This window comes from Fictibacillus sp. NPDC058756, from assembly GCF_042746035.1.
Taxonomy (GTDB): Bacteria; Bacillota; Bacilli; order Bacillales; family Fictibacillaceae; genus Fictibacillus.
Window position 1 is genome coordinate 474,275 of record NZ_JBHYPU010000001.1, and the last position, 14,870, is coordinate 489,144.

The following is a 14,870-nucleotide window of genomic DNA, read 5'->3' on the forward strand; positions in this document are numbered from 1 at the left end:
ACGATAAGTCCAGGGCTTTTTTTGTGGACAATTTCTCTGCTCGTCCGATATATCCTTTAGAAGAAAAGAGAAGGAGTTTGGTTATGACGAACGTTTTACACATACTAGGGATTATCATCATGATGGCTGGCTTTCTATTAGCTCCAATAAGTATTTTTATTTTTGCCTATCAATTCTCAAAAGGTAGACCACTAGCAGGAATAAAGAAAAAGGGCGTAATAGCAGTAACTTTATTTGTAGTTGGACTGGCATTATCCACATTTACTGAAGACAATTATTGGGATCGCCAACAGCAGACTGTTGATGAGGAGAGAGAAAACCAGGAGATCGCCAATAACATCGAAGAAAACTATCAAGCTGCTGAAGATGAAAGACAAAAAATGATTGAAGAAAATGACGTGGAAATGGAATACTCATTTGCGACACCTGAACCAATGCAAAGCAATGCTCAAGCTTTGAACTATACTACGGTTCAAGAAAACCTTGAAAACTATTTAGGAGTAAATGCAACATTTTCTGGTGTGATTCAAACGATTTCGCCAACCGAATCTTATACGTATTTAGAGTTGAACGTGATGAGCGGCTCCACTGATGTGAATGCAGAAAATATTCTTGTGGTAGAGTTTCCTGGGCCTGTCAGCCAGTATAAAGGGGATGTTGTTCAAGTATACGGAACGATACATAATGGTGCTACTTACATGAATAAAAATGGGGAAAGTATCATAGTTCCCGTCATGCAAGCGGAGCTTATTAAATAAAAATCTGTTTTATTTTTCATATCTCACTAAAAATAGACAAAATCTGACCGATATACTTTTTGAATATAGTTAAGTCCGCCAAAAACCTACATAAAACATCATAAACCACTATATTTCTGTAAAATAATTCAAAATTAGTACAAACTATTTATATACCCCTTTGGCAGACATTGGTAAACTATAAATATATTACAAATTAGGGGGAATTTGGATGATTAGCAGGAAGGTTGTCGTCACTTGTCTTTTATTGCTTGTGACAGCTCTTTGCTTCTCATCGCCAGGTTCGGTTTCCGCATCATCATTTCCTGATGTGCCAACTACTCATCGAGCTTACGATGAGATCATGTATTTGGCCAACGAGAAAATCTTAGGCGGATATACCGATGGAACGTTCAAGCCTGATAATCGTGTGACAAGGTCAGAAGCGGCTTCTATGATCGGACGTGCTCTTCAATTGCAAGGGGGCTACCGGGATACGGAATATTTAGATGTTCCAAAAGGGCACTTTGCTTCAGGTTACATACAGGATATGAGCACCGAAAAAATCCTGGCGGGTTATGGTAATGGGTATTATGGTGTAAACGATAAGCTTACACGCGAACAAATGGCTTCGATTCTTACGAGAGCCTGGTCTTTTCCGGAAACAAGCGGAATTACATTTACAGACGTTCCTGTAACGTCACCATCTTTTGTTCCGATTAATAAACTGGCAACCGCAGGCGTTGTAGGCGGTTATCCTGGCGGTAAGTTTGGACCTAAAGATTATATCATGCGTGCAGACTTCGCGTTAATGCTTGCTCGTGCTTTAAATCCAGATTTTCGCGGGAAACCGGCAGAACCAAAGCCGATCGCACAAGCACAGGTTGTTGCAGATTTCTTAAATGTAAGAACAGCGCCTGATGCAAGTGCAACCCGTATTGGTGCATATGCATATGGGACGAACGTTGATGTTTATAGCAAACTATCAAACGGCTGGGCATATGTCAGTGCGAATAACTTAAAAGGGTATGTACATGGAGCATATTTAAAATACCCATCAATAACAGTTCCTTCTGATCCATCGAACCCGTTAAAAGGTAAAATTGTTGTTGTAGATGCTGGACACGGCGATCATGATCCAGGAGCAAGCGGATTTGGTTTGAAGGAAAAAGATATTACGCTAATCACAGCTAAGCATCTTCGCGATTATTTAGAAAAAGCGGGTGCAAAGGTAGTCATGACGCGTGAAACGGATATCTTCCACGAGCTAGAAAAACGAGTATCCATTGCAAACCTTGCAGGTGGACAAGCCTTTGTTTCCATTCACACAAACTCGTTCAACGGTACAGCTCATGGAACCGAAACGTACTATAATGAAGATAACAACATGGCTGCTTACAATAAAAAGTTAGCCACATACATTCAGAACCGTATGCTGATTCCTGAGTTAGACATGAAAGATCGCGGTGTAAAAGAAGCGAACTTCTATGTCATCAAGAATCAGAGAAATATGGCAAGTACATTAGTAGAACTAGGGTTTATTGATCATAAGGATGATTCTGCAAAACTAGCATCTGATACATGGCGCAAAAAAGCAGCGTACCAGATTCATCTGGGTATTAAAGATTACTTCCAGTATTTGCAGAATAAATAGTAGGTAAAAGTCCATCTGGACAGGATGATGTACGTCCTGTTCAGATGGACTTTCTCTTTATATTCAACTTCGACAAAACTTCACAAATAAAGCTATTGATTTGTTCTCATCCAAGCCCGATAGTAAGAAATAGGGGTCAGAAATAGGGGTCAGTCCCCAAACAATTATCATATTTCGTTCATTTACTTCTCTAGGGGGATACATATGCTCAATTTCTCATCAAAGTTAGGGGTCTTTTTACTTTCTGCTTCTTTATTAACAACTTCATTACCTCATCAACATACATACGCTGATTCGTCAGATAACCAGGCAACTCAACCTGATTTACAATCTTATATAGTAGGTTTTCATTCACAGCCTGACGAAAATCTTATTCAGCAGTTTGGCGGAACTATAAACGCTAGACTTCAGAGTATACATGCTTTATCTGTTTCTATGACAGACGCTTCTGCACATGAACTTGCACTGTATCCATCTATTAAGTTCATTGAACAAGACAAGCAGGTTGCAATGGAAGAGCAAATAGTAGATTCGAACATCTATAAATTAAACTATCCAAAACCTGAGGAACTCGGACAAGAAAGCTACTATACAGGTAACGGTATAAAAGTGGGAATCTTAGATACAGGGATTGATACCGGGCATGAAGATCTCAAAGTATCAGGAGGAATTTCATTTGTTCCGGATACAATTTCCTATAATGATGACAACGGACATGGGACACATGTAGCAGGAATTATTGCAGCTCAAGATAACCAAGTGGGCTTCAAAGGGATGGCTCCAAACGTCCAGCTATATAGCATCAAAGTGCTCGACGATGATGGTCTTGGCCAATATTCACAGATTATAGATGGTATCGAATGGGCGACTCAGCAAGGGCTAGATATGGTTAACCTTAGTCTTGCAGGAAAAGAAAGCTCATATGCACTTAAACTTGCGGTTGATGAAGCTTACAAAAAGGGACTTTACATTATTGCAGCATCTGGAAACCATACAAACAATACATTCAGTGAGGATCAATCTGTCTATTATCCCGCAAAATACGAAAGCGTTATAGCGGTTGGAGCGGTAGACAATTATAATAAGCATCCAAAGTTCTCTGGATCAGGACCTGAACTTGAAATTGTGGCACCTGGCGTAGACATCTACAGCAGTTTTATGAACAATACGTATGAAACACACACAGGCACATCCATGGCGACACCTTATGTGACTGCCATTTATGCCCTTTATAAAGAAGCATATCCAAACAAAACAACAGCTGAACTAAGAACAATGATACAAAATCGAGCAAAAGATCTAGGAGCTGTAGGGCGTGATGTGAATTTTGGCTTTGGTCTGATTCAAGCACCAGAAATGCCAGATACAACTTCACCTACATCACCTGAAAACCTATCCTATAAAATAGCGACGGGCGGTAAGATTAACCTAACATGGACAGCCTCTCAGGATCGTTCACCTATTACAGGCTATAACGTCTATCGAAACGGTGAAAAAGTGAAAAATTTATTATACGGTTTTCAGTTAACTGAAACATTAAAGCCTGGATTTTATAGATATGAAGTATCAGCTGTAGATGAAGCGGGGAATGAATCAAACAAGAGTTTAATAGAAACAAAAGTGTATCAACTCTTTCCTGATGTGCCAGCATCAATATGGTATAGCAAATATATTTATGATTTGAATGCACGAAACGCAGTTGGCGGTCTTCCTGATGGCAAGTTTTATCCAGCAAAGAATATCACTCGAGGAGAAGCTATTTCCATGATCGGCCGTGCATTAAAACTGGATGGAACACCAAGAAACACTTCGTTCCCAGATGTAACAAAAAGCTATTTTGCTTCAGGGTATGTAGCAACCATGACAGACCGAAAGCTAGCAACAGGATTCCCAGATGGAACCTTCAAACCAACCCAAACCATTTCACGCGGGGAAGTTATAGCATTACTCGACCGTGCGTTCACATTAAAAAACCAACAATCAACAACTAAAACTTTCACAGATGTAATAAACACGTTTTACGCATACGACGCAGTTCAAAGATTCGCATCAGTATCCATAGCAAATGGATACTCAGATGGAACCTTCAAACCAAACAACCCGGTAACCCGCGCAGAAATGGCGGTATTCCTCTCCAGAACAATCGAAGAATCAAACTAAAAAAAGCTGTTCTCCTTAAATTGGGAGAGCAGCTTTTTCGTATTTACAAATTATTTACAATTTAATTGAAACTTTTTCCAATCTAACATCGTCTTATTTTACAGCTAACGTTGTAATAGCTCTATAAAGGAAAGCGGAGAACTCTGCACGTGATGTTTCGTTCAATGGTCGATATGTATTGTCTGTGAAACCAGATGCAATGTTGTTTTCACTTAATCGTTGTATAGAATCGTACGCCCAGTAGCCTTCTTTAACATCAGCAAAGGATTTTTCAGTACCTTTATTCGTTAAAACAAACGTCTTTTCAATCAATGCTGCGATTTCTTCACGTGTCATTTCTTTGTTTGGCTTAAATGTGCCATCCGGGTAACCAGCGATGATGCCAGCTTCTTTTACTGCGTTGATCGATCCAACTGCCCAGTAAGAAGTAGAAACATCTTTAAAGTTACTATAGGTAGATGGAGCGTCGATATCTAATGCGTTAGCAACCATTGCAGCTGCTTCTGCTCGTGTGACAGATTGTGTCGGTTTGAACTGACTGTATTCGTAACCATTCATAACACCTTGTTTGCTAAGGTTTGTAATCGGTGAATATGCCCAATGTCCAACTGGAACATCATGATATTGTCCTTTAGGTAAAACTGCGAGTGTAGCAACTTTTTCTTCTTCAGCTAGATAACGGCGAGCTCCTAGGTAACGGGAGCCCCAGTAGTAAGGATCATCTATAGAAGAAATTGTAATCCCTTTAGATGAAGAAGCGTGAATGAACTTTCCGCTTCCTACATATATACCAGCGTGTGATGCACCTGCTTTATATGTAGTAAAGAAAACCAAGTCACCAGTTTCTAAATCAGCTTTCTTTACGCTTGTTCCTCCATTATATTGATCACTTGTTGTTCTTGGAAGAGATAAACCGTGCTGTTTATATACATATGAAGTAAATCCTGAACAATCAAAACCTGTGGATGGCGAAGTACCGCCATAAGTGTACTTAATACCTATGTACTTTTTTGCTGTTGTAACTATGTTCTCACGTTCTCCCGCATTAACTTGTCCTGGAAGAAGTGTGAGTACTGTTAAAAGAGATAAGATCCAAGCCCCCAACTTTTTAACCACTAAAAACACTACCTTTCCCCAAATTGTGACTATTTAAACTAGTATTTAGCGAATTTTCTATTTTTTTCTACAAAAGTTAGTCTATCACAATTTGGGACTTTGGTAGGTTACAGTTATGTAACAGATATGACAAATAGATTATTAGTTTTTGTAAAATAACAAGAAAATATTGTAATATATTTATTTTTACTTTTTTGCTAAACATTACTAAAAAGCTGTCGATATTACTTATGGCTAGGGTAATAGCTTCCAACGTTCGACCATAAATTACAATAAATACTATTAATTAGAATTTTTTGTATAAAAATGATTGCAAAAAATGAAATATATTGTAAAATGGTTGTAACAAGGTAAAACTTGCCACTTGTGAGTAAAGTTGGGAAAACAATAATATATTAGTAGTGTTGGATATTTTTGTTGACAGACCAATTTACCACAAATATACTATTTATTGTTAATGTTTGTATAATTTGGTATTTACTGATCTGTGGGCCCTGGGACTCATAGATTAGTTAAATCATATATTACTAGTTACATATTAAGGGAGGAAAAAACGCAATGGCGTCTAAGTCTTATCGTAAATTTATGGCAACTGGACTATCTGCAGCAGTAGTTGCTTCAGTAGTAGCTCCAGTAGCTGGTGCAGCATTTGATGATGTAAAACCTGGATCTTGGTATGAAGGTGCAGTAAATTACGTAACTGAAGCTGGTTACATGAAGGGAACTGACAAAGGTTTTGAGCCTGGTAAAGAAATGACTCGTGCTCAAGCTGCAGCTCTTTTTGCAAACATTCTAGGAATCTATGATGACAGCCTAGAAGCTGACTTCTCTGATGTTAAAGAAGGAGCTTGGTACTACGGTGCAGTAGCAGCTGTACAAGAACACGGAATCATGGCTGGTACTGGATCTGCATTCAACCCAGAAGGTAAATTGACTCGTGGTCAAGTTGCAGCTCTAGTTGTTCGTGCATATGACCTTGAAGCTGAAGGTGCAGAACACTCTTTCACAGATGTTGAAGGAAACATGTTCGAAAACGAAATCGCAATCCTTGCTGAGCTTGGAATTGCTTCTGGTACTACTGGTGGGAAATTTGAGCCAAACAAAGTAATCACTCGTGCTGAGATGGCTGCTTTCATTCAAAAAGTAGAAGCTCCTGCACCAACTCCGCTTCCTGAAGTTGAGTCTGTAAAAGCAGTAGACGCTACTTCTGTTGAAGTAACAGTTGAGGGATCTTACACTCAAGAAGATGTAGACTACTTAGTTGAATCTGGTGCTTACGAGCTTTCAGTAGTAGCTGGCGACGATGTTCATGAAGTAGGTAAAGTAACAGTTAAAGCTGCAGAAGCTTCTGCAAGCGCTGATACTACTACTCTAGTTCTTAGCGAAATCTCTCCAGAGCTTCCTGCAGGAGAAGAATTAAGCCTAGCAGTTAACGGTGAAGTTGTAGAAGGAACTGAGTTCAAATACGAAGCTCCAGTAACTCCAGAAGTTACATCTGTAAGTGCGATTAACCTTAAACAAGTTGTTGTTACTTTCAACCAAGATGTAGATGCTACTACAGCTGGTACAACTGGGAACTACGCTTTTGCTAGCGGTAGTGGAGTTACTGTAACAAATGCATCTGTTGAAGGTAAAACAGTGACATTAACTGTATCAGGTGCTGCGCAACAACAAACAGCAGATCTAACAGTTGAAAACGTAAAAACTTCTAAAGGCGATGTAGTCGCTAAAACGACTAAATCTGTTAAGTTTGTGGATATGGCTGCTCCTACAGTTTCTTCTGTAACTGCTGCAGGTCCTAAAACAGTAAAAGTTAAATTCTCTGAGCCATTATCTTCAGTTCCAACTTTCTCATTAAATGATGGAACTATTTCAATCGTTAGTACTTCATTCTCTGCTGGAGACACTGAAGCTACTTTAACTCTTGGGACTGCGCCTGCATCAGGTACTTACAACCTAAAAGTTAAGGGTGGATTAGACTACGCTGGATTTAAAATTGAAGAAGTAGTAAAAGAGTTTAATTTTGCAGTAGACACAGCAGCTCCTACAGTTTCTGTAAAATCTGCTTCTCCTACTCAAATAGTACTACTTTTCAATGAAGATGTATCTGGGGTATTAGATAATAATGTAGAGTTCTTCCATACTTATAACGGTGTTAATGCGTATAAAGCTACAAAATCTTTAAGCGGTAAAGAACTTACTTTATCATTTGCAAACCCACTTCCAGAGGGAGCTTTCAAATTATACCTTGACTATGTAAGCGAAAACGGAACACAAATCGCTGACCTTTGGGGTAACAAAGTTGCAGAACAAACAATTACTGGAACAGTAGTATCTGATACAGTGGCTCCTACAGTAACTAAAGTAGAAGCGGTAAATAACACTGCGTTTGAAGTAACTTATAGTGAAGCTGTTACTGGAGCAACTAATGCTGCTAACTATGAAGTTAAAGACGCAGCTGGTAAAGTTGTAAACATTAACGGTTCAATTACAAACGTTAGTGGAAACAAATACTCAATTCCTTTCTCTGCTTTAAATGGTGGTTCTTATACACTTACTATTAAAAACATCAAAGATGTATCTATCAACCAAAACAAACTTGCTGATTATAGCACAACTGTAGCTGTTAAGGACATTGTTCCTCCTACAGTATCAGATCTTGATGCAGTTGCAAATGGAACACAAGCTCAACTTCTTTCAAATAAAAAAGTTAAGATTGTATTCAGTGAAGTAATGGATAAAGCATCTATTGAAAACAAACTTAACTACCTAAATGGTGGAGCTGCTTTAGACAGCAAAGTAACAATAACTGCAGTTGATGGAAATAAAGCTGTAATTCTTGATTTCACTGATGTAACTGGTGCTCAGGCAAACCCTGCAAGTGCATCTTTATCAGTATTGCGTGTAGTTGATGCTGCAGGTAACCCAATTTCAGCAGTTTCTACAACGGTATTAGTTCCGGCTTCAGTTTCTGCTCCTATTTTTGATAAAGCAGAAGCTACTGGTCAAAACACGGTTAAACTTTACTTCAAAGAAACTATCACAGGTGCACAAGCTGATGACTTCTTAGTTTCTATTGACAACGGTTCTAACTGGGTAGTTGCAGGTGGAATTTCTAATGAAGTAATTGACGGGAAATCTGTTATTACTTTAACAACTGGTAACAACATCCCAACTACTGTTGCTAACGTAAAAGTAAAGTCTGCAGCAGCAAATGTTGATGCTAAGAATAGCTATGGTTCTGCTGTTGATCTTGGTGTAAATGGTGTAACAGTTGGAGACAAGTTTGCTCCTGAAATGGTATCTGCTGTAGCAAAAGAAACTGATGGAGACAACTTTGTTAACGCATTTGAAATTACATTTAGTGAAGCTCTATATGTTCCATCTGTAAATGATACTGACTTCACAATTGAAGGATACACAATCGAATCAGTATCAGTTAACAGCAATGTTGTTACATTAGTGGTTGAAGAGAAAACGACAAATGACTTGTCAGCAGCTCCAAAAGTTGCACTAGTTTCATCTGTTGAAGATCTTGCTCGTAACTCTAAAGCTTCTCAAATTGCTATTACTGCAACAAGTGTTAGTGGTCAAGCAAGCGCTGATGCTGCTGCTGTAGCTGCTGCACAAACTGCATTAACTGTTGGTTATACTAGCCCTGATACTGCGTCAAGTGTAACTCAAAATGTAACTTTAGCAACTACATTAAATGGTGCATCAATTTCTTGGGCATCTGATAATGCAGCAATCACAAATGCTGGTGTTGTAACTCGTCCAGCAAATGGATCTGGGGATGCTACAGTAACACTAACAGCTACAATTGTAAAAGGTGCTTCTACAGCTACTAAGACTTTTACATTAACTGTACTTGAAGTACCTGCACCATAATAAAATATTGGGTTAGGTTTTAACTGCCCTTAATGTGAAAGGCTCTGTAGAGAGAGTATCTCTGCAGAGCTTTTCTTAAGAATTAAATTCATTCCTTAATATGTAACAAATTATATAGTCTTGTTGAGAGTAATCTCAGTAAGGCTTCTTTTTATGCAAGCTAATAGTGTGTATTTTCAGGGTAAAATATATGTAAAACGAAATGAGTGAAAGTAATAATGAGTTATGGGCTATACTTAGCTGACATAGAAACCTTTGATGATTTAGTTGATCGGTTAGAAGAACACATTAAGGAGAGTATAACTTCTTTAAACGCTGAATCGTCACCAAAAGATTTGCGAAAGATCTTAAAAAGTATTTTAGATAGCAAGTGTAAAGAACAGATTCAAACTTATGGATGGACTGGTGAGGAAGAGATTTCTGACCTAGTAGCAACCAATCTGTTTCATGAGGTTTTTGCTGCTTATAATAAACATCTCTATGTGTATTGGTATAGAAAGAATTATGAGGAGCTTGAAGAAGATAGTCCGTTTCATTATGAAAACAGTAATGAGGCTTTTAAGGCATTGAACGCTCATTATCAAGATGAGGAAGTAGAGTTGTCGAATAGATTACTAGTACAAGAAATAAAGCGTGGAATACATACTAAACTGTTTTCAGTTATGCAATCACTAGAGTATACCCTTGAAAGTGAAGCGAATCTGGTATCCGTGAACCTATCAGAGGAAAAACATGAAGATCCGGTTGCTGATGAACTTAAAAAAGTATTAGAAGAAGTTCTAAAACTAGAAAAGCAGTTAGACAAAGTGGTTAATACAATTGAAGAGCTGGATTATAGCAGGAATGAATATTAATTAATCATAAAATTGAATACTTAAAGTAAAGTAAGAAAAGCAATGGATTTTTAGCTTACCATTGCTTTTTTGTTCTTTATACTATGAAAGTAGTTTCAGTTTTTGATTGTTAAATTCTTCTTCAGTCAATATGCCTGCTTTATGAAGATCAGATAATTTTTTTATTTCATCTGCCAGAGAGCCAGATGTTTGATTACTTTTAGTAGCCTTATTGTCTTCCAAATCTGCTTGTTTGATGAGAACGCTTATTAAATTGTGCCAATGATTAGCGTTATTCATTGCATCTTTATATTTTTGGCTATCTCTTTCAATTGGAGAGGGATTCCCGTTAATATCAATATCATTGGTAGTCAATATATTTATTAACTTATAGGGACTTTTGGTATTGTTAACAATAATTTTTAAATCAACTTTATTCACTTTATTTGTTGAAGTTTTTTGAGCAGAAAGTCCACCAATTATAGCACCGACACCTCCGGCTAACACTCCACCTATTAATGCGCCTCCAATTTGACTTGAACGTGAAGTGTTTATTACTGTTACCCCATCTTCTAAGATTTCTGAACTTAATATGTCACTATAATTATAAATTTCTTTACTTTGGTTTGAAGTATATATTAAACAAAGTTTTTTTGAGTCTTCATCTAAAAGTAGTGTCATCTCACTATCATAAGATGTGAACCGTTGAGTTACCTTGAAATCATTTAAACTACGAGTAGCTTCATAGATTTTTTGAGATTTTTCAATTGATTCTGTAGCCTTTCTATCTTCTTCTTTATTTTTAAAATAATAGGAAACTCCAATGATAGCTCCTAATACTATTATTCCAAGTAAAGGTGAAATAGAAAATATAAAAATTAATAAAAATAAAGCAAATCCAACTAAAACACAACCCATAATACTCCCCCCTATTTATTAAACATAACTAACATGCCAACTTATTTTATATCGGAATTTAGCCTAAAGTGTTTATTTTAATGAGTTTGTTAATTAGATGTGTTTGTATAAAATCTCATTCCTCGCATTTTGATACTTGATGATTCAAGTATCTCTCATTTGTTTTAGCTGGTTACTAATAAATTCGTCAAAACATTATTAATTTAATCAAAGATGAAATATTTGTTATAATTAGAATAATATAACATTTTCAAAAAAATAATGTACGGAATACCACTTGTGTTCAAAGAACTTGTTATCAAAAGTGGCAGTAGGAATACTAGAATCTATCATTATTTAGTTTGAAAGTTAAAAAATATCATAAATCAAAATTTATATGAGATTAGAATAGAGTCGAATCAATAGAGGAGATAAACAATGATTGTTGTTAATATTTTCGGAAAAAAAGAACCAATTGTGATTTCAAAAAAACTAGGAATTACGTTATCTAATCTTCCTCAGGATTGGCAAGAAGGATTAATAGAAACAATGAAGGAAGAAATTTATTACAGGGAATATGATATTATGAAATACAATGATTTAGAAAATATGGAACCATATAGTGTAAAAAAAATCGTTGAACATAAAAATTTCTCGGGAATATTTAATCCAGGAAATGAAGATTATTTGAAAGAAATAGCAAGCAAATTAATTTGTGTAAGTATTGACGACTTTGAAAATTCAATGCTTCAAAAGAAGAACTCTTTTTTAGATAGCCCAACTTGCGAAATTGAGTTTGGAGAAAAATGGATTAAATTATATGAATTTCTAACCAGAAGTCATTACAATAATAAAAACTGGATTCCAATGATAAGCATTTATTCGTCAGAAAAAAGTTTATTTGAAAAAACTCATGTGTTAAGAAGCATATATGCTGAAATGAGTTTAAATATAAAGGTGAGTCCAATTATTGTAAATCAAATGCGGATAGACAATCTTTTAGATTTTGGAGAAATGATAGATTCATTTCTTGTGAACGAAGAAAACTTTTATATGTTGGATTATATTCTGACAGCTATAACAGATGATAGTAATTATAATGCATATCATCTTTTTAAAAATTATTCCCTAATAGAGATGATTATTGGGAAAGAGGATTTTAATGATCCAGTAAAATATGATGAGAAATTTGCCTTCTTTATAGATTCTGATAGTTATGGGAGTAACGAAGAAAAAAAGAAGTTATTTGCAAAATTGACACGACAAATACGTAATAAAATTGCACATGGGGATTTTGTTGGTGTAAGAAAAAAATTAGAAAAATATGCTACCTGTTTTATGAAAAATTACCAATTTGATTACTTTGAATATAGTAGAGAAAACTGGATTTACTTAAATATTTGTTGTGAGTTAGATAGAATATTGACTAATGCTATTTGGGGATTGCTGTCAAAATCCAATTTTTCAAGAAATATCAAGTAAAATATACAGGGGAGAATAAATGTTAAAAAAGTTACTTTATATAGGTGAACTAATAGATGAACTAGATAAATTATCGATGCAACATAGAGAAAGATTTCAAGATATATATTTAAAGATAATATCTGAGGTAGAAGATGGTTTTGACAAAATTGAGTTTATAAAGTTAGATGATACTTTAAAAGTAGTGTTTTTATATACAAATGCCAATTATGCAGCGATCTTAAGAAGAATTGCTGATAATAATTTTGAGAAATTAAAATCTAGCTCTAAGTTTGTAGAAAAGTTTGATAATTACGAAGACTTTTTATACAACAATTATGTTCAACGAATTGATTCATACCGTAAAGCAATTAAATTATCTAATCAGGAAAAAAAGATAAATCCGTACTATTTATCACAAATCTATGTAAATTTAGCTAATGTTTATATAGAAATGGGGAGAATAGTTGAAGCAATAGATGAATTAAAAACAGTTGAAGGACTTGTTGATCCTTTTCCAATGGCAAGAGCAAATTTAGGCATTAAGCACCTTTCTTTGGCGCAAAGAATTACTGATAGAGGTATGATGCGTTTCTTAATAGAACAGGGAATAAGAGAAATTCAGGAATCAAGTATTGAATTGTCAATCCATGAAATTCCAGAGGATACTGTCGAGGCTATTTTTGAATGGAAAAAACACATGGAACAAATACTTAAAGATAGATTGTCTGATGTAAAACCTTGGGAACCTAGTAAAGAGGAAAATAGCAAATATAAAGAATGGTCGTCTGAAAAAAATCTCTCATTAAATTATGCAAATATTATATATAAAGTAGGAAGTATAGATGATATTCAAATGATAAATTTAGGAATAAGTTATTTTGGTGAAAATGGAGAAATGACTTATTATGCATGGTTTAATACTTTAAAACAAGAGTACAATATGGCTAGATATTTTCTGTACCAAATTGAAAATGACGAGAATTTAGACATTCATGAATCTCAAAGAAGAAATTTACTTATTAATACACTGGATTATCCAGCAATAGGCTATAAAACAGAGCTACTTAAAATTGCTTTAAAAACAGGATTTAGTGTTCTTGATAAGATAGGTTTATTTTGCTGTAAGTTTCATAATCAATTATTACCTACTCACAGAATTGATTTTCACAAATGGTATAAGGAAATAGAATTTGATATAGCATTAAATAGTCCATTTAATTCATTATATTGGCTAAGTAAGGACTTAGATTTAAAAGCAGGCGAACTTAGGGAGATTAGATTGTTAAGAAATGCTATTGAACATCGATTTATAAGAGTACTTGATAATTATAATAAGCTAATACTCGAAGAATTAAATGATCCAAATAAATATGAATATAAAATTTCATATTCTGAGTTACTATCTTTTACTTTTAAAACTTTGAAATTAGTTAGGACAGCTATTTTCTATATGACCAATGGATTTAACATAGAATTTAATAGGTTTTATTATGATAAGAATGAAGATAAAATCTTTATTCCATTAATGTTAGATGTTTATGAAGATGAATGGAAAAACTAAATATTCAATCAATTTAATATGGTGTGATTAAGGTGAAGCAATTTCCTCTTTATTATTCAACAATCGGATGCGATTGTTGAATAAACAACATATAAACAAACACCTTAAATCAATACGACCCATCAAATAATAAAAGCAATGGATCTTCAAGTTTCCATTGCTTTTTCATATTTATGTATAGCTTTTACTTTTGAAAAGGAAACTTTATGAAGAATATCTTGAAAGTCTATTATCCGAAGCTCCATTTTTATTGAATCGATAAAATGGATATTTCCCTCTATTGATTCCAACCTTCTATTCTTATAGATGACAAATGTTAATGGGAAATTATATTCCATGGCCTCCAATATCAATTCATTCATTTCTTCCATCTGCTGCTCATCGATACTCGGCTCAGGGACATCGTAATATTCTTCATGAATGTACCGTCTTAATTCTTTTACATGTTCCGGTAGCATCAAACTTGTCCATTTTATATTTCCTCGATCACGTATCGACATATGTATCCCTCCTTATCAGTTATTATAAACGAACATACGTTCTTATTAAACTGGTATCTT

The 14,870-nt window shown here is 35.2% G+C and carries 10 protein-coding genes; 7 read left to right on the top strand and 3 right to left on the bottom strand.

The genetic code is table 11. The annotated features are described in order from the left end of the window. Positions 1-83: 83 nt before the first annotated feature. From ACFW35_RS02355 to ACFW35_RS02365, 3 genes are all read left to right on the top strand, one after another. Entirely contained in the window at positions 84-758 is a 675-nt protein-coding gene (locus ACFW35_RS02355; RefSeq protein WP_379843507.1) for a hypothetical protein, read from the top strand. A 211-nt stretch (positions 759-969) separates the two neighbouring features. After that, complete coding sequence (locus ACFW35_RS02360) at positions 970-2,391, top strand: N-acetylmuramoyl-L-alanine amidase (RefSeq protein WP_379843509.1); 1,422 nt, start codon at positions 970-972, stop codon at positions 2,389-2,391. Between the two features lie 204 nt (positions 2,392-2,595). Continuing rightward, positions 2,596-4,551 carry a S8 family peptidase gene (locus tag ACFW35_RS02365; protein ID WP_379843510.1) on the top strand — a complete coding sequence of 652 codons (1,956 nt, stop codon included), beginning with the start codon at positions 2,596-2,598 and terminating at the stop codon, positions 4,549-4,551. Positions 4,552-4,644: 93 nt separating this feature from the next. Here ACFW35_RS02365 and ACFW35_RS02370 read toward each other — a convergent pair whose 3' ends face one another. After that, complete coding sequence (locus tag ACFW35_RS02370) at positions 4,645-5,667, bottom strand: S-layer homology domain-containing protein (RefSeq protein ID WP_379843512.1); 1,023 nt, start codon at positions 5,665-5,667, stop codon at positions 4,645-4,647. 558 nt (positions 5,668-6,225) lie between these two features. Between ACFW35_RS02370 and ACFW35_RS02375 the strand changes: the two genes are divergently transcribed. Together ACFW35_RS02375 and ACFW35_RS02380 are read left to right on the top strand one after the other, a co-directional pair. Then, entirely contained in the window at positions 6,226-9,555 is a 3,330-nt protein-coding gene (locus tag ACFW35_RS02375) for an S-layer homology domain-containing protein (RefSeq protein ID WP_379843513.1), read from the top strand. 218 nt (positions 9,556-9,773) lie between these two features. Next, positions 9,774-10,409 carry a hypothetical protein gene (locus tag ACFW35_RS02380; protein ID WP_379843515.1) on the top strand — a complete coding sequence of 212 codons (636 nt, stop codon included), beginning with the start codon at positions 9,774-9,776 and terminating at the stop codon, positions 10,407-10,409. 81 nt (positions 10,410-10,490) lie between these two features. Here ACFW35_RS02380 and ACFW35_RS02385 read toward each other — a convergent pair whose 3' ends face one another. Further along, entirely contained in the window at positions 10,491-11,306 is an 816-nt protein-coding gene (locus ACFW35_RS02385) for an SHOCT domain-containing protein (protein ID WP_379843516.1), read from the bottom strand. Positions 11,307-11,723: 417 nt separating this feature from the next. On the opposite strand from ACFW35_RS02385, the gene ACFW35_RS02390 reads away from it, so the two are divergent. Both ACFW35_RS02390 and ACFW35_RS02395 read left to right on the top strand, forming a co-directional pair. After that, entirely contained in the window at positions 11,724-12,767 is a 1,044-nt protein-coding gene (locus ACFW35_RS02390; RefSeq protein ID WP_379843518.1) for a hypothetical protein, read from the top strand. Positions 12,768-12,786: 19 nt separating this feature from the next. Continuing rightward, a complete protein-coding gene (locus tag ACFW35_RS02395) occupies positions 12,787-14,310 on the top strand; it encodes an LA2681 family HEPN domain-containing protein (RefSeq protein WP_379843519.1) in 1,524 nt (507 codons plus the stop codon). 146 nt (positions 14,311-14,456) lie between these two features. Here the strand turns inward: ACFW35_RS02395 and ACFW35_RS02400 are convergent, their stop codons facing one another. Continuing rightward, on the bottom strand, positions 14,457-14,810 hold the full coding sequence (locus ACFW35_RS02400; RefSeq protein WP_379843521.1) for a YolD-like family protein: 354 nt from the start codon (positions 14,808-14,810) through the stop codon (positions 14,457-14,459). Positions 14,811-14,870 lie beyond the last annotated feature (60 nt).